This window comes from Dongshaea marina (genome assembly GCF_003072645.1).
Classification (GTDB): Bacteria; Pseudomonadota; Gammaproteobacteria; order Enterobacterales; family Aeromonadaceae; genus Dongshaea; species Dongshaea marina.
The window spans coordinates 2,424,129-2,443,362 of sequence record NZ_CP028897.1; the positions used below are offsets into that span (position 1 = coordinate 2,424,129).

Consider the following 19,234-nt stretch of genomic DNA (forward strand, 5'->3'; position numbering starts at 1 on the left):
ATTCTTTGTTCGTTTGGAGTTTCTATCCATGCCCCAATCCTCAAAAAACCCACTTTTTCTATATGTGATAGTCCTGTCCCAGTTTGTGGTGCCCTTTATGTTTTCCGGGGTCGGGGTCACGCTTCCCTCGATGGGGCATGAGCTTGGTGCAAGCGCAGTGTCTCTGGGCTTGGTTGAGACCATCTATCTCGGTGCTGGCGCTGCATTTCTGCTTCCCATGGGGAAGTTGGGGGATGTCAGTGATAAGAAAACACTTTTTAAAATCGGACTGTGTCTGTTTACCCTCTCGACTCTGGTGATCGGATTTTTGCCGGGGATCGGTTTTATTATCGCAACCCGTTTTGTGCAGGGAATTGCCGGGGCTATGTTGTCTGCAACCTCGATGGCGATTATCACTGATATAGTACCGGCCCACAGGCGAGGGCAGGCATTTGGCCTTTCGATCGGGGTCGTCTATGCCGGACTGGCGATCGGCCCTCTGATCGCAGGTTATATCACCCAGCACCTGAGTTGGCACTGGGTTTACTGGATAAGCTTTGTGCCACTGGCCATCGCCACTGTTCTAAGCTTGCTGATGCTCAAGAGCCGTTGGCAGGCACCCCGAGAGCCGATTCATATCCTGGGATCCGTGCTGATTGTTGCAGCCCTGATGTTACTGATTTTCGGTGGTGCCCTGCTGAGTAAGACCCACTGGAGTTATACACTGCTTATCGTCGGTGCACTGATGCTGATTTTATTTGTTTTAACTGAACTCAGGGTTCGCCATCCGTTGTTGCAGTTCAGGGAGGTGATCCATAACTCACCGCTCTCTGAAGCCTTGGTCATTCAGTTGCTGCTCTATGCCAGTGCCTTTGGTACAACATTTATGTTTAGTCTGTATCTGCAAACTCTGCGGGGCTATGACGCCGAAACCGCCGGGCAGATCCTGATTGTGGGCTCGGTGCTGATGGCCTGTGTTGCACCTTTATCCGGCCGTTTTGCAGATAAATATTCTCCACGAAAGCTATCTGGCTTTGGGGTCTTGAGTGTGATGGTCAGTACCATCCTTGCCACTCAAATAGATTCGGCGACGAGCTTAAGCTACATCGTGTTGATCTTGTTGCTGCAAGGATTAGGGTTTTCTCTTTTCTCATCGCCAAATATGGCGATTATTATGGGCAGTGTCTCTCGTAGCCAAACCAGTGTGGCCTCGGCTCTGGCTGCAAAGATGCGCTCTCTTGGGATGGTTTCCAGCATGCTGATCATCACTATTTTACTCTCTCTTCTTGTTGGAAGTGGTCAGCTTAAGTTTCATCAGCAAGCGTACCTATCGGTCATGACCCATGCGTTTACTATTTTTTCTGTATGCTCCTGTCTGGGTCTGTTGCTATGTTTTCGCTCTATGCATAAAGGTAACAAAGCTTCATCACCGGCCGACTCAGGCTGAAACAGCCAAGCTTTAGTGATAAAATGGCCTCTTTTCCCAAGACAGCCCAGAGACGCGATCATCGATGCAAGAGCATAGCCTGAAAAATGCACGGAAAATAAAAAAACGTAGTAAAAACCAGAGAAGGCGCCGCATATTACGCCGTTATCGCCGCTAGTCTCCCCTGTGGGTCTGAATGAGCTCTAAAAGCCTGCTTTTGCAGGTTTTTTTATATCCGATTGCAGATTTACTGGAGCTTAATTATGAGTTACAACTACTAATAAGTAGTACAAGACTTTTAGCCATCTTTTAGGGCAGGGAGCACAGTCATGAATGATATCGAACTACTCAATCAATTATCTCGCCATGATGTCATCGCAAGCCTGGTTCAGGATGAGGATCCACTTCACCGGGAGACTTTTTATCAACTCGTGATCGAGGAGATCCAGCAAGATGGATCGATCGGTGAGGTGATTGAAGTCTTTGATGTACCTATAGACACCGCATTAGCCGTGCTCCATGAGTGTTATCAACCCGAGCCAGAGCTCCACCCTGAACGCTACATGCTCAAGGTGAGTGGATAGCGCTAAGTATCGGTTGAATATGGAGGGCGATTATTATGGATCCTGATCTGTGATGTCGCCCTCAGGTTAAAAATATATTGCAGTTCTGTAGCTTGAACTCCTCACTATTGAGCATTATTGTGTTAAATTCCGCTAAGAAATTATTCTTATCCGGTTATGTCTGCTAATGCATTGGGGAGGAGACCATGGAAGGTCTGGATATACAGATAGAGGGACTTGTTTCTGAGTTTGTCACGGCAAAAAAACGTCGCGCCTATTGGGAGATGCATCACTATAAAGGCCACCAGCGCTGGGATCATGAAGTAACAGAACTCCGCGGCCGGTTGCTTGAACTCATCGCCAGGCGCCATCGCCTGATGGAGTTAAGTGATCCCCGCCCACAGCCTTCGATACGAAAGCTGCTCGCTCAATCCTGAACAAATAAAGGCGCGTAGGCTTTTTCTGCGCGGCTATCCGACCAAGAAATTTCACCACCAGCACTCATCAACCCCACTTATCCCTGATACTTTTTGCTTAGGCCTATAATGATCCGGTATGTTTAGCAAAATCCAGGTAACTGACTCCATCACGCTGCCTCCTTATCCCTGAGGGGCTGTTTGATAAGGGGTCTGATCATATCCGCTCAAGCGGGAAGCCTCACTAACCAGGACAAATACCTGGCCCCGGGTTGCTGAATTCTAAGGCTTACCGAAATACTTAGAGTCCGAATTTTCCCCCTGGAAATATCAATTCGACATAGATGCCAAGTGTTGTTAGCTTAGTAGGTGTGCCTTTTATGGATTGAGGGTGAATGGATGAAGTTCTCTAACGTTTTCTATATTGCATTGCTTGTGCCGCTTACCTCATGGGGTTCCTATACCAAGTTGCGCCTGGTGATGCCAAACTTCTCCCCATTTACCTATGCTGAGAACGGTGACTTCAAGGGCTATGGCTATGAGCGAGTCTCCAAAATCCTTGATGACATGGGAGTCTCATACTCAGTCAAGCTGGTACCTACCTATGCCGCAGCGGTGACCGAGGTAAAGAGCCAACTTGCTGATGGGTTTTTCTTAGCCTCCAAGAACTATGAGCGAGACTCCTTTGCTGTGTTCTCTAAACCGATGATGATTAACCGGTGGAGCTGGTTTGTTTCAACGGCATACAAAAACTCACCAAAAAATATTGGATTCAAGGAGAATGCCAGAATCGGAACGCCTTTTGGCACCAATACGCAGCGCTGGTTAGAACAAAATGGCTACCAGGTCACAAACCGAAACCCGGATGTCTCAGATCTGATCAATAACCTGAAGCTAGGTAGAATTGATGCGATTTTCATGGCTGAAATGGTCTTCAAGGAATTTGCTGATGGGCAAGGGCTCAAGCACACGGCCTACCAGCAATATGTCCAGTCCTCAAGGGACTTTGGAGTGTATATCTCTAAGAAATATCTGGCTAAAAATAAGGGTTTCATGGCTGCATTAAACAAACAGATCGATAACCTGCACACGATTGGGCTTCAAGACTAGCGGGCAGCATCTGTGCTATGCACCAACAACAGGAGTTGCCGGCCCCTTGAGATGGCCCTTTGTTTGGTGTTGTTTACTGGTTGAGTACAAGGCCCTTGCCAGACCGCCTATAGGATTGAACCGGTGCTAAACTGAGATGAGGTAGTAGCAAGTTCATCAAAGAGGGAACGAATGAAGATATTGCTGCTTTCATCTTTCCTTATCCTGGTTTTAGCCCATGCCCCTGTTAGCAGCAGTCATGCAAGCAATGACATGTGTAGCCTTCGCTATGTAACCGAGAACAATCCCCCATTCTCATACAATGTTGACGGAGAGTTAAAGGGGGTGTTTATCGATATATTGAAGGCTGCGTCAAAACAGGGGTGCAAAGATCCTGCAAGTCTTGATATCAAGATGCATACCTGGGCACGTTCGTACAAACTGGCCTCAAATATCCCGGGTTATGCTTTACTTCCGACGACACGTAAACCCCACCGAGAATCAAATTTTATTTGGGTGGGTCCTATACTAAATGCACCAAAGGTATTAATGGCACTCAAGAGTAAAAAAATAAAGATAGAAGATATATCCCAGCTTAACAGTTATAGAATAGGCGTTGTCCGTAATGACATTGGCGAGGAGTTTTTACTTCAGTCCGGAGTGAGTAAGTCGAGCTTATACCGTACCAATGATCCTTTTAAGTTAATTACAATGCTATATCATGAAAGAATAGATCTGTGGACTATCAACTATTATTCGGCAATAAAGATGCTAAGCGGGAGTCATTTTAACTCTGATGCGACTGAGTCAGTTTATACACTATATAGTGATCCTGTCTATTATGCGATTAGTTTAGGAACAGATCCTGAAGTAATAAATAGTTTGAATTATAGTATTGATAAACTAAAGCGATCAGAAAAATGGAAGTTGATTTTTCAAAAATACAATATGATGAACGCCATTGTAAAATAACTCTAGCATTCATGAAAAAATGCTCCCTCCATGTTGAGTGCCTTGTTGTAGAGGCAAAGAGTAGGGAGCTGGTTTGGAGCCGTACCGGTTAAAACTAAAAACCTAGTAGGACAGGGAAATCTTGCTATATCTCCTGTTCTGTATGATTTGTGGTATATGGTGGCTTGGAAAATTCTGCTTCACATATATCTTCATAGATATTCATCAGTGTCATCAGCACATCATCGGCGATCAAATCATCCTCGGTACCTGTCTGTAGCTTTGAAATAGCAAAATTAAGAGCTTTAAGCTCACTGATGATATGGTAAGGAAGGTCAAGCATGGAGTTAAGTGGAGTGAGGTAGTTGACTACATACTCAGCTTTGCGAAGCATCGGAGCATCTGTCTCAGCCAGGAACACGATAGCCTGCTTGGTGAGCTCTGCGGCATACTTGTACTTTACGAATGTTGCCATCAAATCACTCCTTGAAAGAGGTGTCACCTGAGAAGGCCGGTGCAGCTATGAGATCTGTGTGCCATTCCCCCAGCTGATGAAACTAGCCTATCTCAGGCGACACTCCAATTGTTAGCATACTGAATAAAAAAAGCTATTCAATCAGCTCTTTAACGTGACACGCTTCAAATTGGACATGCTTACCGGTGTGGGCAGGAAGATATATGATGCACAAGTTGGCCCTGGCGATGCACAAACCCGGAATGACATCAACAAGGATTGATGAGAGTAGAAGTCTCTATGGCTTGATAAGCCTGGTAGGCTAGAGGATAACCCTCACGGGCGCTATCAGTACCGCTCTTCGCTTCAGTAGCAATCAATCGGAAGTTTAGCTATCTTCAAAGAATAACCAATGAGAACAGTCAGATAGCTATGGATAGCCCAGCATATACATGTATGACACTCAATATCCCTATCATTGATAGACAACACCATCAGTTGTTTATGTTGATCGATCAACTAAGTAAAATGAGACCATCAGGCTCCAGTAAGCGAAATATTGGCAAGATCCTGGATGAGCTGATTGAGTATTCTGATTACCACTTTTGTACCGAAGAGAGCTTGCTACGTGACAATGAATACCCATTAACAGAAGATCATCTATCTGAACACGCACTTTATATTGCTACCATTGGTCACTTTAAGAAAGAGTTCGATAGAACCTATGAGCGCGACCTTGATTCCCTGTCAGAAATCACTATCAAGATCCACCGCTACCTTTTAACATGGTGGAGTGAGCATATCGCACAAAAAGATAGCCAATATGTTGACTACATCAAAGCTATTGATATTGGTGAGCAGTGAGTAGGCTTGTGCCACATTCGGCGAAACCTGAAAACAGCTAAGATCGACTTATTACAACATATCGTCCGTCGACACTAGCAGCTTTTTCAATCGGCTTATCCCTTCTTGCAATTCGATTTCATCATGGCCGCAATATCCTAAAACGAACCCCTGCCACTCTTTTGGGTTTGATGCAAAACCCGAAAGCGCCCGAATACCTAAGCCTTGTGTTCTGGCGAGCTTTTCCAACTGTTTATCTGCCCAGGAATGTGAAAGATAAAAAACACTCTGCATACCCGCCTGCTCAGCCTGCAATCTCCCAAAATCTGCAAGCTGTTCCTGTACTAACTCAACAAACAACTTTTGCCTCTGAGCATAGATGCGCCGTGAGCGGCGAAGATGTCGATGAAAGTCACCTTTTTGCATAAAGTGTCCGAGAGGGCGCTGTCCCAATAGTGAAGCCCTGTTACCTCTGTTGTGAATTGAGCTTGCCACTTCCTGGATTAATTGAGGTGGGACCACCAGATACCCCAGGCGTAAACTTCTTGTGAGAACCTTAGAGAAGGTCCCTATGTAGAGGGTCCTTTGATATTTATCCAGGCTTGCCAAGGCTGGAATAGGTTGACCCGCATAACGGTACTCACTGTCATAGTCATCTTCTACCAGCCAGCTTTTATGAGTGTTTGCCCATTTTAAGAATTCGAAGCGCCGTCCGGCTGACATGGCTCCCCCAATGGGAACTGATGAGAGGGAGTTAGAACCAACAACTTTGGGGTGGATGAATTCAGAGAGGGAAGCTCTGCTCCCTGATGACGAACAGGGAGCCAGGTCATCTTTAACTCAAGGTGCTTTGAAAAATCCCGAAGGCCAAGGTAACCGGGATCTTCAAGCCCTATATGATCTCCACGGGACAACAGGCTCACAAATACAAGCTCTAAGGCATCCTGAGAGCCTGCAGTAATGACTATCTGCTCTTTTGATGACTGGATCCCTCGCCATTCAAATAGATGTTTTGCGATCTCCTCCCGAAGAAGCTCATCACCAAAGGGATGACTGCTGGAGGTGAGAGCCAGTGGATCTTTACGTGCCACCTGAGAGAGGGATTTAGCCCAAGCTGCATGTGGAAACAGGCGCGGGTCGGGCTGACCCGGTGTCAATAACAGAGCTGGAGGTGGTTTGAACTGTCTTGGGGAGTCAGGAGAGGGTAGAGAAGGTCTATCGATCCTCTCAATATTTCCCGTTGTGGCAACTCGATAGCCCGAGCCAGGATGACTTTCGAGATACCCTTCGCTTACCAATTGCTCATAGCTTGTGACAACCGTTGATCGGGAAACTCCTAACTCAACAGCAAGCTGTCGAGTTGCGGTTAGTCTCATTCCCTGTTTTAACTGCCCGGAAGTGATCTGAAGTCTCAGGTACTGGCAGATTTGTTCAACCAGTGAGTGGCTTCTGTCGCGCTTAATGCTGAATGGGAGTGGGAGGGGAGCAGGCAAAATTGGTATGTTTATTTTGTTCATAATTGGTTATTTATCCTAATCCAGATTTTCTGTAATTTCTAGCTCAAGACTAACCATGCATTGAAGAGAGGAGCAATGGAACGACTCAATGAATACGCCCAGCCGGTCGGAGAGGAGCTACCCCACTGGCAAGGAGCGATGGCTCCGGAGAAAAAAATATTGCAGGGCAAGTATTGCCGGTTGGAGCCGCCCGATGCGAGCAAGCATGCATCTTTACTCTATTCAGAGCTAGAGGGAGCCGCTAAAAATTGGACTTATCTGCCCTATGGGCCTTTTGAGGAGCTGGGTGACTTTTGTAACTGGTTGTCTGATGACGCCATGGGCGAAGACCCATTATTTTTCGTTATTTTTGATAAAGTGACTGAGCTTCCACTTGGGTTAGCCAGCTTCATGAGAATCGATAAGGCAGCAGGCTCTATAGAGATTGGTCATCTTCATTTTGGCAAAAGACTTCAAAAGACCAGGACCGCTACTGAGGCTATCTACCTGATGATTAACTATGTATTTGAAGAGCTTGGCTACCGCCGTTGTGAATGGAAATGTGATGCTTTGAATAAACCCTCTTGTAATGCAGCCCTGCGCTTTGGTTTCACCTATGAAGGAACATTTCGCCAGGCTTGTATTTACAAGGAAAGGAGCCGGGATACCAGCTGGTTTTCCATAGTGGACCATGAGTGGTCTAAGCTTCAAAGATGCTTTTCATCCTGGCTGGATACGGATAATTTTGATGAAAATGGTCAGCAGAAACAAAGCTTAGCCCACATGATGGCTCACGTTGAGGGTTAATTTATTCTGACCTGCGTGTTGGGGTCGATCTTCGTATTTTGGCTCAACCAGCACGCCATAGCCAAGTAGACTATTTCTGGTTAGCCAATATTCCCGCCTCAGCAGCAGGGTGTGTATCCGTCCATGGAACCTCTGCTGCCCATCACTGCTAAACAAGGCTGGTGATCTTAAAATCAGGATACCTTTGTATGAGCAATGGATCTGAGACATAACCAAGGGTAAGAATACGCGAGGAAAGTGATTTAGGGCATCAGATGGCTGATAAAAAAAGGGCACACAACAGAAGGTTCCAGGCGAATGACTTATACGTTATCCTGCTTATCAAAAGTAGGGAGCTGCATGAATAAAAGCGTCGTAGAACAGGCAATAGAAAATGTGAGGGCCAAGTCTCAGGGAACAGTAACCTCTATAGGGCATGCGGTTACAATTAACTTCCACCCAGACCGTTATACACCCAATCATAAACCTCTACTTTTAGCAATTGCCGATGATGGGCACCTGAAATCTCAATTTGAGACAGGAACCAGTAATGGTGGTTTGACTGCTTACTGTGGTGGTGAACGATGGTCATGGGAGCAAAGAGTTTTTGGAGGGGCATACGACAATGCACCTGATCACCTCAGGCCTAAATATGGAGCGCTCAATTTCCGGGGCTATGAAATGGGTGCATCTCCACGCTTTGGTTCCGCTTATTTCCAGTTAAAATCACACATTCTTGAACGTACTACGTTTTGTTACCCCGACAGTTATTTTGAACCCGAAGATTTTGCAGTACTTGACCATCTAAACTATCTAATGGATAAAGCATGTTCATCTAATAATGATCTACTCGATGATTATATAGAAGCTCATATACATGGGGTGATATCGCTAGATGACGACATAGAGTGTTTGGTATTGGACCCTATTTACCGCTCTAGCTTGGTTGAGGAGCAAGCGCATAAATTAGGTGTGCCTATTAAATGGCATAGGGGTTACGAGCTTAGTATTCAAGAGATGAGCCTTTATCCAGATTATAGAGGCCAACAGTATATTGAGTTAGCTAAAGGGTTATCGCAAAACGATAAAATTAATGCTAAATTGCTGGGGTTGGCTGTAACTGAGCAAGGCCACAATGAGCAAGATATCAAAAAAATATGGCACTACTTAGCTAGATTCGGGTACTTATCAGTATGAGCAGAGATTGGAATATCTGGTTTAAGGGGAGGGAGTTGCTTTGGGGACCTACCCGGCGAAGGGTGACATTGTTTAGACATTTCATGTTTTTAGAACATTCACTTCACTTTGCCGAGGATGGGTGGTCCATATTCATGTAAACACCTCCCTTCTCAAGCTCATTTAGCATCTGGTTAAGCCTTTTCAGCTTTGTCTCTTGCCGTTTAGCCTGAGAAATCCACCCAAGATAGTCATTTTGTTGATATGCAGGTCTGTGCCTGTACTCTTCCATGAGCCCTCGTTCTAGCAAGGCATTTTCTATCCAATTGGGCATAGGGTGCCGGTTGCGTCTTAGCTTGGAAAAATCTACGTTCATTTTTGAATTCACCATGTGCGATGATTTTAATAAGCCTTACACTGCATTTTTATATTATCAAGCTGAAATTATTTTTATGGTCGTCAAGCCATGCAAGCGTCCAACGATAGCTCAAACCATGTGACATTCTATACTCAGCCACCCCTGTGACTCTCTTACAAAACATCTTGCGCGGATGGCCGCTCCCATGACCTAATTCGAGTATAGGCAAGGCCAGCTCTACGGACCCATAAGGATATACTATATATTAATACATAGCTTTTATGGGGGAGCAGATGCATGCTAAGGACTAACCTTCCATACAGGATTCTGGTGGTTGATGATGAGCCTTGTGTACTGAGCTCCTTACGAATTTTACTCCGCTCTCTTGAGTGTGAAGTATTGACCGCCAACAGCGGTGAGGAGGCGCTCGATATCTTTCGGAATCAAAGTGTTGATTTTATCATGAGCGATCACCGCATGCCGGGGATGACGGGGGTTGAATTTCTCCGAGAGGTCCATAAACTCTCTCCGCAGACGCGACGATTTATTATGACAGCTTACGCCGATTTTGAAAGTGTCATTAGCGGATTCAATGACGGTATCATCGAGAAGCTGATCAGCAAACCATGGGAGAATAATCAATTAATTCAGCTGATCGAAAACTGCATCCAACAATCACGTAATCGCCCAAATGCTAACAAATCTCCCTTGCTTAGAAATGCATTTAAGAAATATAGTTCTAACGAATTTCATCAGCATTACTACTATGTAAAATCACTGTGTCGTATCGATTGGGAGCTTCCGATTTGGCTTTGGTCAGAGTTATATTGGGAGCGATATGAAATCGAAAACACTCTCCAAGAGTACGATATGCCATTAACCCTGAGCCCATATTAATATGGACTTTTCGGAAATAACAATGTTTCAAGCATATTGAAATTTACGGTTGTGGAGAAAAACAGGAATATCCTGTTTAGAGGGGTAGGGATTAGTTTGGGGCCGTACCCGGAATATCGGTGAGGATAAAAAGACAGAATAGAAAAGGTTATGGACCTGAACCCTTCAAATGATGTACAGGAGCATTATCGAAATAGCTATAATAAGTAGCGCTCCAACAATAGCACCGATCACAGAACAACGACGACACCACTTGTCTTCACCATTCCCGTTACCCATAACATCACTCCGCTATAATTTGTGTAAATTATAGCTAATTTGGGGCGTAACCGGCTTAATTTGAGAGCTATCTCAGTGGAGGAAGGAACGTTCGGTTTTTTATGACTTTTTCTCTGCATCCAGCCACCCCAGTGACTCTTTTTGCAGAGATCATGCGCTGAAGACAAGGTTGTCGACATGCGAGCCAGCTATATTCGCTACTCTCTGCGTATCACTTGAAGGGGCGTTATCTCTCACAGCCTGTTCAGAGAACCTTTCCGATCTGGCAGTATCCATTGAGGGTTCTGCTCCTGTTACTCCTAAAACTAACCGGTCATCACAGGTCAATCATCTCAAAAAGAAAAGATCTACCATGTAACGGATAACGGATAACGGATAGAGCACAGGAGAGCCTTGGCTAACAGTTGTGTTGAATTGTCGCTCTTAAACCTTTTTGCGAGATAGCTATCGGTTAGGCGATTAAGCTCTAGCCATAGAGGGTTTCATCTGGTACCGTAATTTACTTTCAAAAATAAGTTACAAATATCACTTTTACACCTTGCACCTAAGGTGGTAGTAAGTGGGAGGGTAGATATAGGAAAGTCACAAAAGGCCTGACTTAACAAAACATAGGTTTGTATTTTTATGAATCATTTTGTTTAGTCGGAATCATCATGGATGGAGGGAGGATAGATGATAAAATATACAGCCCCGTTGCTTTTTCTATTTTTTAGCTTAAATTCATACGCAGGATACACCTTAAAAGTTCTTTGCCGCACTTATGATCCTGATACGGGTACACTAATTAATACCCCATGTAATACAGGGACAAATCCAAACTCAGATATCAAGAAAATTAAGGTCCATCAGACCTGTCGTTACATTTTCGACATTTACAAGCATACAGATACATACCTAACACCTGTAGTTGGTAGATCTGGTGCGTATGACTCAGCCAATAAGTGCCCTAACCACTACACGTTCAAGAGTAATGAAGTCACGATTACACTAGAAAATGGGAAGGTGATAAATCTTGGCGAAGAAAAGAAAAGGCAGGAAATCGTAGGGCTACATTATGAAAATGGAGGTTGGAATGTCACAAAGACTGCTGAAATTAGCTAGCTTTGGTCTTGCTGCTTTATGTATTTTTTCATCTACAAAAGCATCTGCAACTGTAGATGCCAGGACAATCACTTTAAATTGTGGTGTTATTTACCATAAGGAAAAATCCTATCAATTTTTTCCATGCTCCCGTTCAGAAAGTGATGCGGTGTTCACCGGCGGCTATATTCGACAGACATGTAATAATTCTGAGGGCAATGTAACCCACGCCCAGGTTGATTTTGTTCCAACGCAAGCAAACCATCAAGTACTGATCATGCCACGCTGCCACTCTGGCGGATGGACCAAAAATGAGGTGGTGCTAACGATGGCTGACGGAAAGAATGTCAGCCTTGGCACAGAAGACTGGAATGAGCAATCGGTGACGATTATTTGGAGATCTCTTCAGCATAAATGGCTCCTCGGAGATATAGCTAATTCAAATCCTGCTACGTTTTAAATCAGGGCTAGATGGCGTGTGGAACACATGCCATTTTAGAAGCTGGTTCATGCAGGTGTTGTTTTACTTGAAGGAGTAGGGGGTTGGGTTGGGGACATACCCGGCGGAGTGCAGGATTTGGCAAAGGCAGAGGCTTCGCTCTGTATTATATCTATATTAATGGATATACCACTTATTGTGGGCACTTATAAAATAGTACTGTTCAAAGTCCTTTGTTTTGCGTAGTTTACTTAGCCCCTGATTAAATACATCTATTAATTCTTGCTAGAACTAGCCCTAGTCGTTTGTTTTCAACAGTAGCTCCCTGATCTATCTTATCCAGCTTATCAAAAGCTTTAAAGGGTAGGGGATCACCACAGTATTTTGCGTCAATCGTTCCGTCAGGATAGTCATAAACCAAGATATGTTTGCCGATGAGGGCTTCTGTTTTTGGGTTGGGGTCAACCAAGTAGCGCACCTTGTCATATTGAAAAGTAAGCGCTTTGGATAGCTTACGTTTTACCTGCCAGGAAAAGATATCATCTAGTTCTGAAGAACTTTCTCTGAGTGGTTGGTGTAGATCCTTGCTGTACTTGGCAGGCTTAGCAAACCGGCGGTTATGCTCAGATAAGAAGGTTGGTACCCAATCATTGGCTTCCTCGATATTGTTGATTCCTGCTAGTCGCATCTCTTTGATTAACCGATCCTGCATGGTTCGATTGGTTCGCCTATCGCGACCTTTAGAATGTCACAGGGTTCTCCAAGATAGAAAAGTCTCATGATTGATGTAAGTCAAAAATTTGGATCATATCGCATATCTAAAGCATACTGACATCCTTCCATTAAAATTGTGATGAGAGGTTTATCATGAGCAAGAGATTACTGATAGTTGGTGGAGGGTTCGCAGGTGTCGCCGCAGCTATGGCAGCGGCCCGTTATCGGCATTTACTGGGATGCCAGAGTGATCTAGAAATTCAACTAATAAACCCATCTTCAGCGCATGGGATCCGTGTTCGTTATTATGAAAAAAATCTTGCAGAAACCCAAGTAGATTTACTCCGAGTACTAGAGCCACTGAATATAACCCTCATTGTATCGGAAGTTACAAATATTGATCCTCACGTTGGACAAGTTACCCTTGATACAGGCCAGTTAAAAAGTTTTGATTCTTTGGTATTAGCAAGTGGGAGTCAGCTTGTACTACCCGAATTACCTGGTTTAAAGCAGCTGGGTTTTAATGTTGATAGTTATCCTGAGGCCTGTAGGCTTCGTGAGAAACTAGAAGCCTTTGGGGAAAAGGCAAACGTAGTGATCGTAGGTGCTGGATTTACTGGTTTAGAGCTAGCTTGCGAGCTAGCCATTGACTACCCAGAGGCATCAATCACATTAATTGATCGAGGAAATGTTGGATCTGCACTAGGCGATAACCCCAGGAGTTATATAGAAGAACGACTGAAAAAATTAAAAATACGATGCGTTAGTCAGCAGCAATTGACAGGCGTACATCAAGATATTGTTGTACTGAAAGGGGATATTAAAATTCCATGTAACACTTTGATATGGTGCGGAGGAGTGCGAGCGAACCCTTTAACTTCCTGTTTTAATGCCAAAAAAAACAATCAAGGTAGGTTGATCCTTAATAAAGTTCTAAGCATTCCTGGATACACCAACTGCTTTGCTGCCGGGGATGTTGGAGTGGCAAAAGTTGACGGGAATCACGATTCACTCATGACTTGTCAACATGGCAGACCACAAGGTCGAATTGCTGGTCATAATGCAGTGGCCTTTCTGTATAAGAAAAATATGTTGGATTATCAGCAACCAGATTATGTGAATATTCTTGATTTGGGAGGAGAGGATGCTCTTTATATGGAAGGGTGGAAGCGTACAGTTGTAAGGCAGGGTGAAAGTGCCAAAAAAACAAAGAAAGAAATAAACTGTCAGAGAATTTACCCTCCATTAAATGGCAATATTTCAGAGCTTTTTGATGCTGGAACTCCGGTTATACAAACACAACCAAGCAAATATGATGACTAAAAATATGGAGCTATTTTCATGGTAATGCTGCAATAGTTGTAAGTTTTGCGACACGATCCTGACCCCAGTAATAACAAGGGCTCCAAGTGTCGCATAAGTAACCGACATTTGTACTTTGATTTTAGGCGACACTTTAAAATTGCACTAATAATGGAACGCCAGATAAAGCATTTTATGTTAAATAAGGATTATTGTTAAATTCATCAGAGAAGAAGGTAGGATAATATCATATTTAACATAATATACATTATGCGAAATTGGACTATTAAGGCATTTTTCAAATGTCCGCTATAATGTAGATAGAAATGTCCGGTTTTCAAGCTGTCACCGGCCTCGATAAACTAACGGATCAGGATGGTGACACGGATGCTGCTAACCATGAGTGATAGAGAATTAAATCGTTTAGATGTGATCCGGGATGTCAGCGAGCGCAAGATGCGGCAGACCGATGCAGCGGAGCTGTTAAACCTATGCGTTCGACAAGTTCGGCGGCTTATGAATCGATTTCGTGAGCATGGTCCTGAGGGCTTGATAAATCGCAATCGAGGCCGCCCTGGCAACCATCGGTTAAGTGACTCTCTGCGGATCACTGCACTGGATATAATCCGGGAACGTTACGCCGATTTTGGGCCCACACTCGCCACTGAAAAGCTCTCAGAGATTCATGGAATTGAGGTTTCTAAAGAGACAATACGGCAATGGATGATTGCTGATGGCCTTTGGAAGCCCTATAAGCAGCGCTCTCCAAGAGTTTACCAACCTCGCTATCGTCGAGATTGCCTGGGTGAATTGATCCAAATAGACGGCTCTGATCATGACTGGTTTGAAGGTCGCAGCCCTAAGTGCTGTTTGCTCGTTTTTGTAGATGATGCAACAAGTAAGTTAATGCAGATCCACTTCTGTGATACCGAATCGACCTTCTCCTATATGAACGCGACTCGTAAATATCTTCAAGATCATGGTAAGCCGGTCTCCTTTTACAGTGATAAATACAGCGTTTTCCGGGTCAATAAACGTGATGCACTGCATACAGAGATGATGACCCAGTTTGGCCGAGCCCTTCATGATCTCAACATTGATCTGATCTGTGCCAACAGCTCACAAGCCAAAGGCCGGGTTGAGCGAGCGAATCGTACCCTGCAGGATCGGCTGATCAAGGAGATGCGACTTGCTGGGATCAATACCATCGAGGAAGCCAATGCCTGGCTGCCAGTATTTATGGCTGATTACAATCGACGCTTTGCTAAGCCAGCCAAGTACAGCAAGGATCTTCACCGGCCACTCAGAGAGGAGCCTGCTGAGCTCGATGATATCTTTTCCTGGCAAGAAAAGCGCAAGCTGTCCAAGGCACTCACTTTCCAGTACGACAAGGTGCGCTACATCGTCGATCCGACTCCCAAAACCGAGGCGCTGATCGGCAAAAACATCCTGATCTACGACTATCCGGACGGTACCATTGATGCCAAATACTGTGGCGATTCCCTGCCCTTTAAAGCCTTTGATAAGCTGGACAAGGTGGATCAAGGTGCCATTGTCGAAAACAAACGCCTGGGATCAGTTCTGGCATTTGCCCAGGAGGAACAGGAGAGGTTAGAGACCGAAGGTAAGAGGGAAAGAAGCGGACATGCCCCTAAACGTCGAGAACAGCAGAGAGCCAGGAAGATTAATCCAGTAATCCACTGACTCGACATTTGTGGCAGGAGGTTAGCTCCCCTGCCCTCGTATAATGGTTGCTATCTGACGAAAGCGGTCATCCTATTAATATTAAGGCAATATCAGTATGTGACAGAAGCGAATATCTCTTTGACTTTATGACAGTATTAATATGCAGCATGAATAAGTTCGCAAAATGACTATGGCAACTTATTTAATGATAACTCTAATAATGATGAGCTCAGGCTTTTACCATGAATGTCTAAATTCAATGAGCGAGTCACCCCTCCAGCAAGTGCATCATGTAGAACAAATTTTAACGCCCCCATTTTGGGAAGCTCATAGCGCTCAACTTTACCTTTAACAATATCGTAAAAGTGGTTTTTAACTCGGTCTGCAGTTATATATTTCTTTATATATTCATAGTCTTCTAGATTATATGCAATAACTGAAATATCTGAAATATTTCCTTTATCACCTGTGCGTGAATGTGCGATCTGGTGTAATTTCATATTTAGGCCTCATGATAATTAATTTCGGTTTTAACTTCTGAGCGTTTTACGAGAGTAGATCGGATAGCAACGACTTCATTGGCTATTTTTGTTGCACCACCACCACCGGCAGGGCCATTCAGCCACAAAGCTGATACTTCATGCCCAATTTTTCTAGCATCCCTGAGGGATTTTGTTCGTGCAGCAACACGAATACGTATTTCCGCTGGCTCAGGAGCCTGCTCTACAGAAGCACCGCGGAGAGTTGAGTTGACACCAATAATTTCGAAGCGTATTTCTTCTGTCTCTAGCTTTGAATCCTTCAACCGCTGCCGTACCATATCGAGAGCCAACTCTCCACGGGCTAACGCATTAGGGCCACAATATGATATTTGTCCTTCACCAATATAGCTGTCTACATAGCCTACTGATACTTTATAGCTATCGGTTTTGGCTGTACCGCTTGCCCCAATGACACGTACACGATCAAGTCCCTCCTCGATAAACTCGACTTGAGAGAAATCTGCAACACAATCTGCGGTAATGTATAGTGCTGGATCGTGAATTTCATAAAGAGCCTGCTCAATACAAGTTTTGCGGCATACCTGCCCACCTGTACCAGGAATTTTGGTAACAACAAAGCTACCATCATCTTCAACTTCTGCGATAGGAAACCCTATATTAGCGGGATCTGGAACATCTTTAACACCAGGATCAATGAAATATCCTCCAGAAACTTGAGATGAACACTCAAGCAAGTGCCCAACTAAAACACCTTTACCAAGCATCGCCCAATCATTAGTCTTCCAGTTGAACTCATATATTAAAGGTGCAAGAAAGAGTGATGGATCTGCAATTCGACCTGTGATGACAATATCAGCACCTTCTCGTAGAGCTTCAACAACGGGCTCAGAACCAATGTATGCATTAGCTGATACTATTTGTTTAGTTATATTAGAAATAGAGTTGTCAAGCTCAAGAATCATATCATCGTTATTCTGGACTAATTGAGTTACATCATCACCGGTAACGACTGCCACTTTTAACCCTTTAATGTTTAACCTCTGTGCAATCTCTATAATTTTTTTTCCTGCAGCAGGAGGATTTGCAGCACCCATGCTTGTAATAATCTTAATGCCACGCCTAGAGCAGGCTGGAAGAACAGCCTCAAAACGATCTTCCAAATACTCGTTATAACCCTGCAATGGATCATGTAGCTTTTCCAATTGAGCAAGAGCAACTGTTCTTTCGGATAAACACTCGAAAACTAAGTAATTAATATCTCCACGCTCAGCCAAGTCTTTAGCTGGTAGAATTCGATCATCTGAAAAACCCGCCCCAGAGCCAATTTTTACTACTTTTTTCATGAAACACTCCTAATCTTGGAATATAGATGCCATTTTATTGCCAATTCATTTCAGTGATAAGCTATTTATTTTTAGCATGCTAAGTGATTAATATATAATTTACACTGTGACAAGCAGCTATAGGCGATGTGATAAATTATTTAGCATGAGTCTACTTCATACTTGGATAGGAAGGCCTTTTCCACAATCAACTATTTGTGAATTCTGGCAGCCAAAATTCACGATTGGTGAACCTATTTTGGCTGCATATCTTAACTCAAAAATCAGGGTTAAAAAGAGTAATTAACACCAAGCGTCATCATATTTACCGAGGCAACCTTATTGTAATCATCTTTACTTGAGTCTTCCGTATGGAACTGAGAAGGCTTGTCACCAAAAATGTAGCTATATGCAAAATCAATACTCCAACGTGAATTGAGTCGATAACCAACGCCTAACCCTATTTTTGGTAAAATTTTATTTCTACTTTCGTTAAACGAAGAGTTCCCAGTTGTTTCCTGGTGCACATATGCTACACCACCTTTACCAAAAACACTCCAGCTGGATGAAAGATCATATTTCAACACTCCCATTAAATCAATATTATGACCATCATAACTAAGAGATTCGCCATTCTCTGAGTAATGATTTTTTGGGTATTGATAGTAGCCTAACTCAGCCCCATAATTAAATTTCCCTCTTCCCCAAAGATAACCTGAATTGACTCCAATCGCAGCACTATGGTGACTGTTATTCCCTTTCAAAAAATTAATATTAGGAGTAAGCATGCCTCCAGTTCCGATGTTCACTCCAACATAAGGATGTCCCTGAGCAAAGGCGCTTCCACCAAACAAAAAAGAACCACTAAAAAGAATAACTCCAGCAATCGAAACTACTTTTTTTTTCATAATTAACCTCATAGCTATTGATAAATGTACAAAGTGCTAACTCTTCAAAGTTTCAAAAACATTCCGATAGTAAATATTCGGCTCTGTGTTAATTCTAATATTCATAAGACGCTAGTCACTTTACTCAGTTTATCTGCATAGCATAACCAGAAAGATCACATTTGTATTATGATTAATGCGTATTTATTTATAACTTTTTGGTATAGAACGCCCTAGCACATCACCTCAGAGCATTTGACCTATGTTGCTCAACGATCGCTTCATGGGTGTCTGAAATATCATTTAATCCTGTTGCCAGCATGGATGCTGGCGTCGAGCATACACGGAAGTATTCACTGCATGACCTCAACAGGCAGCGACAAACCAATTGAAACGTTCTAGGCTCCATAATTAACACTTGCATTTCATTTTTATTGATAATAATTTTAAATATTGACATCTTGGTCGTCGATTGATTTGATTCTAATCGAGCCATGTCTTCAAGCGGCAAGCTCTAAAAGTAAGATCCTCTCCCACTTTCTTTGTAATGGCCTTTGGTATCTTATTTCAAAGTGATAGCTGACCGTG

At 43.7% G+C, this 19,234-nt stretch carries 21 protein-coding genes and 1 pseudogene; 13 read left to right on the plus strand and 9 right to left on the minus strand.

Features of this window, described 5'->3' with window-relative positions:
• The first annotated feature begins 28 nt into the window (after positions 1–28).
• From DB847_RS11605 to DB847_RS11625, 5 genes are all read left to right on the plus strand, one after another.
• On the plus strand, positions 29–1,426 hold the full coding sequence (locus DB847_RS11605) for an MFS transporter (RefSeq protein ID WP_108650824.1): 1,398 nt from the start codon (positions 29–31) through the stop codon (positions 1,424–1,426).
• Between the two features lie 308 nt (positions 1,427–1,734).
• Positions 1,735–1,989: a hypothetical protein gene (locus DB847_RS11610; protein WP_108650825.1), complete on the plus strand. Its 255-nt coding sequence runs from the start codon at positions 1,735–1,737 to the stop codon at positions 1,987–1,989.
• A gap of 185 nt (positions 1,990–2,174) precedes the next feature.
• Positions 2,175–2,405: a hypothetical protein gene (locus tag DB847_RS11615; protein ID WP_108650826.1), complete on the plus strand. Its 231-nt coding sequence runs from the start codon at positions 2,175–2,177 to the stop codon at positions 2,403–2,405.
• A 378-nt stretch (positions 2,406–2,783) separates the two neighbouring features.
• A complete protein-coding gene (locus tag DB847_RS11620) occupies positions 2,784–3,494 on the plus strand; it encodes a substrate-binding periplasmic protein (RefSeq protein WP_108650827.1) in 711 nt (236 codons plus the stop codon).
• A 171-nt stretch (positions 3,495–3,665) separates the two neighbouring features.
• Complete coding sequence (locus DB847_RS11625; protein WP_108650828.1) at positions 3,666–4,445, plus strand: substrate-binding periplasmic protein; 780 nt, start codon at positions 3,666–3,668, stop codon at positions 4,443–4,445.
• A gap of 124 nt (positions 4,446–4,569) precedes the next feature.
• Here the strand turns inward: DB847_RS11625 and DB847_RS11630 are convergent, their stop codons facing one another.
• The gene (locus DB847_RS11630) at positions 4,570–4,899 is read right to left on the minus strand and encodes a hypothetical protein (protein WP_108650829.1); all 330 of its coding nucleotides are present in this window, start codon (positions 4,897–4,899) and stop codon (positions 4,570–4,572) included.
• Between the two features lie 435 nt (positions 4,900–5,334).
• Between DB847_RS11630 and DB847_RS11635 the strand changes: the two genes are divergently transcribed.
• Positions 5,335–5,742 (plus strand): bacteriohemerythrin, encoded by a 408-nt coding sequence (locus DB847_RS11635; protein WP_159084559.1) that lies wholly within the window; start codon positions 5,335–5,337, stop codon positions 5,740–5,742.
• 51 nt (positions 5,743–5,793) lie between these two features.
• On the opposite strand, the gene DB847_RS11640 is transcribed toward DB847_RS11635, so the two are convergent.
• The 3 genes and pseudogenes from DB847_RS11640 to DB847_RS26655 form a co-directional block, all read right to left on the minus strand.
• Positions 5,794–6,444 (minus strand): aminotransferase-like domain-containing protein, encoded by a 651-nt coding sequence (locus tag DB847_RS11640; RefSeq protein ID WP_108650831.1) that lies wholly within the window; start codon positions 6,442–6,444, stop codon positions 5,794–5,796.
• Positions 6,414–6,812 carry an aminotransferase-like domain-containing protein gene (locus DB847_RS25575; RefSeq protein WP_234418565.1) on the minus strand — a complete coding sequence of 133 codons (399 nt, stop codon included), beginning with the start codon at positions 6,810–6,812 and terminating at the stop codon, positions 6,414–6,416. The genes DB847_RS11640 and DB847_RS25575 overlap by 31 nt, the downstream gene beginning before the upstream one ends.
• Before the next feature lie 216 nt (positions 6,813–7,028).
• Positions 7,029–7,238, minus strand: a pseudogene (locus tag DB847_RS26655) (GntR family transcriptional regulator); the annotation flags it as partial.
• A gap of 75 nt (positions 7,239–7,313) precedes the next feature.
• Between DB847_RS26655 and DB847_RS11650 the strand changes: the two are divergent.
• Both DB847_RS11650 and DB847_RS11655 read left to right on the plus strand, forming a co-directional pair.
• Entirely contained in the window at positions 7,314–8,024 is a 711-nt protein-coding gene (locus DB847_RS11650; protein ID WP_108650833.1) for a GNAT family N-acetyltransferase, read from the plus strand.
• A gap of 339 nt (positions 8,025–8,363) precedes the next feature.
• Complete coding sequence (locus DB847_RS11655) at positions 8,364–9,200, plus strand: DUF3626 domain-containing protein (protein ID WP_108650834.1); 837 nt, start codon at positions 8,364–8,366, stop codon at positions 9,198–9,200.
• A 103-nt stretch (positions 9,201–9,303) separates the two neighbouring features.
• Here DB847_RS11655 and DB847_RS26660 read toward each other — a convergent pair whose 3' ends face one another.
• Positions 9,304–9,570, minus strand: coding sequence for a YdeI/OmpD-associated family protein (locus tag DB847_RS26660; RefSeq protein ID WP_407644447.1), 267 nt, complete (start codon positions 9,568–9,570; stop codon positions 9,304–9,306).
• A 297-nt stretch (positions 9,571–9,867) separates the two neighbouring features.
• Between DB847_RS26660 and DB847_RS11665 the strand changes: the two genes are divergently transcribed.
• From DB847_RS11665 to DB847_RS11675, 3 genes are all read left to right on the plus strand, one after another.
• Complete coding sequence (locus DB847_RS11665) at positions 9,868–10,434, plus strand: response regulator (protein ID WP_159084560.1); 567 nt, start codon at positions 9,868–9,870, stop codon at positions 10,432–10,434.
• 951 nt (positions 10,435–11,385) lie between these two features.
• On the plus strand, positions 11,386–11,814 hold the full coding sequence (locus DB847_RS11670) for a hypothetical protein (protein ID WP_108650836.1): 429 nt from the start codon (positions 11,386–11,388) through the stop codon (positions 11,812–11,814).
• The gene (locus DB847_RS11675) at positions 11,786–12,253 is read left to right on the plus strand and encodes a hypothetical protein (RefSeq protein WP_108650837.1); all 468 of its coding nucleotides are present in this window, start codon (positions 11,786–11,788) and stop codon (positions 12,251–12,253) included. Before DB847_RS11670 ends, DB847_RS11675 begins: the two co-directional genes overlap by 29 nt.
• Positions 12,254–12,494: 241 nt before the next feature.
• On the opposite strand, the gene DB847_RS11680 is transcribed toward DB847_RS11675, so the two are convergent.
• Positions 12,495–12,944: a hypothetical protein gene (locus DB847_RS11680; protein WP_159084561.1), complete on the minus strand. Its 450-nt coding sequence runs from the start codon at positions 12,942–12,944 to the stop codon at positions 12,495–12,497.
• A 155-nt stretch (positions 12,945–13,099) separates the two neighbouring features.
• Here DB847_RS11680 and DB847_RS11685 point away from each other — a divergent pair, with 155 nt between their 5' ends.
• Positions 13,100–14,269, plus strand: coding sequence for an NAD(P)/FAD-dependent oxidoreductase (locus DB847_RS11685; RefSeq protein ID WP_108650839.1), 1,170 nt, complete (start codon positions 13,100–13,102; stop codon positions 14,267–14,269).
• Positions 14,270–14,647: 378 nt separating this feature from the next.
• The gene (locus DB847_RS11690; protein WP_108652963.1) at positions 14,648–15,952 is read left to right on the plus strand and encodes an ISNCY family transposase; all 1,305 of its coding nucleotides are present in this window, start codon (positions 14,648–14,650) and stop codon (positions 15,950–15,952) included.
• 170 nt (positions 15,953–16,122) lie between these two features.
• Here the strand turns inward: DB847_RS11690 and DB847_RS11695 are convergent, their stop codons facing one another.
• The 3 genes from DB847_RS11695 to DB847_RS11705 all read right to left on the minus strand — a co-directional run bounded on the left by DB847_RS11695 (position 16,123) and on the right by DB847_RS11705 (position 18,667).
• Entirely contained in the window at positions 16,123–16,434 is a 312-nt protein-coding gene (locus tag DB847_RS11695) for an AtuA-related protein (protein WP_108650840.1), read from the minus strand.
• A gap of 2 nt (positions 16,435–16,436) precedes the next feature.
• Positions 16,437–17,780, minus strand: coding sequence for an acyclic terpene utilization AtuA family protein (locus DB847_RS11700; RefSeq protein ID WP_108650841.1), 1,344 nt, complete (start codon positions 17,778–17,780; stop codon positions 16,437–16,439).
• 269 nt (positions 17,781–18,049) lie between these two features.
• Positions 18,050–18,667 carry an outer membrane protein gene (locus DB847_RS11705; RefSeq protein WP_159084562.1) on the minus strand — a complete coding sequence of 206 codons (618 nt, stop codon included), beginning with the start codon at positions 18,665–18,667 and terminating at the stop codon, positions 18,050–18,052.
• Between the last annotated feature and the right edge of the window lie 567 nt (positions 18,668–19,234).

Coding starts and splice junctions, on each gene's coding strand:
- DB847_RS11615 (WP_108650826.1), top strand. CDS start 2,175: ATGGAAGGTCTGGATATACAGATAGAGGGACTTGTTTCTGAGTTTGTC.
- DB847_RS11610 (WP_108650825.1), top strand. CDS start 1,735: ATGAATGATATCGAACTACTCAATCAATTATCTCGCCATGATGTCATC.
- DB847_RS11700 (WP_108650841.1), bottom strand. CDS start 17,780: ATGAAAAAAGTAGTAAAAATTGGCTCTGGGGCGGGTTTTTCAGATGAT.
- DB847_RS11695 (WP_108650840.1), bottom strand. CDS start 16,434: ATGAAATTACACCAGATCGCACATTCACGCACAGGTGATAAAGGAAAT.
- DB847_RS11620 (WP_108650827.1), top strand. CDS start 2,784: ATGAAGTTCTCTAACGTTTTCTATATTGCATTGCTTGTGCCGCTTACC.
- DB847_RS26660 (WP_407644447.1), bottom strand. CDS start 9,570: ATGGTGAATTCAAAAATGAACGTAGATTTTTCCAAGCTAAGACGCAAC.
- DB847_RS11675 (WP_108650837.1), top strand. CDS start 11,786: ATGTCACAAAGACTGCTGAAATTAGCTAGCTTTGGTCTTGCTGCTTTA.
- DB847_RS11655 (WP_108650834.1), top strand. CDS start 8,364: ATGAATAAAAGCGTCGTAGAACAGGCAATAGAAAATGTGAGGGCCAAG.
- DB847_RS11680 (WP_159084561.1), bottom strand. CDS start 12,944: ATGCAGGATCGGTTAATCAAAGAGATGCGACTAGCAGGAATCAACAAT.
- DB847_RS11640 (WP_108650831.1), bottom strand. CDS start 6,444: ATGTCAGCCGGACGGCGCTTCGAATTCTTAAAATGGGCAAACACTCAT.
- DB847_RS11635 (WP_159084559.1), top strand. CDS start 5,335: ATGACACTCAATATCCCTATCATTGATAGACAACACCATCAGTTGTTT.
- DB847_RS11605 (WP_108650824.1), top strand. CDS start 29: ATGCCCCAATCCTCAAAAAACCCACTTTTTCTATATGTGATAGTCCTG.
- DB847_RS11685 (WP_108650839.1), top strand. CDS start 13,100: ATGAGCAAGAGATTACTGATAGTTGGTGGAGGGTTCGCAGGTGTCGCC.
- DB847_RS11690 (WP_108652963.1), top strand. CDS start 14,648: ATGAGTGATAGAGAATTAAATCGTTTAGATGTGATCCGGGATGTCAGC.
- DB847_RS11705 (WP_159084562.1), bottom strand. CDS start 18,667: ATGAAAAAAAAAGTAGTTTCGATTGCTGGAGTTATTCTTTTTAGTGGT.
- DB847_RS11630 (WP_108650829.1), bottom strand. CDS start 4,899: ATGGCAACATTCGTAAAGTACAAGTATGCCGCAGAGCTCACCAAGCAG.
- DB847_RS11625 (WP_108650828.1), top strand. CDS start 3,666: ATGAAGATATTGCTGCTTTCATCTTTCCTTATCCTGGTTTTAGCCCAT.
- DB847_RS11670 (WP_108650836.1), top strand. CDS start 11,386: ATGATAAAATATACAGCCCCGTTGCTTTTTCTATTTTTTAGCTTAAAT.
- DB847_RS11650 (WP_108650833.1), top strand. CDS start 7,314: ATGGAACGACTCAATGAATACGCCCAGCCGGTCGGAGAGGAGCTACCC.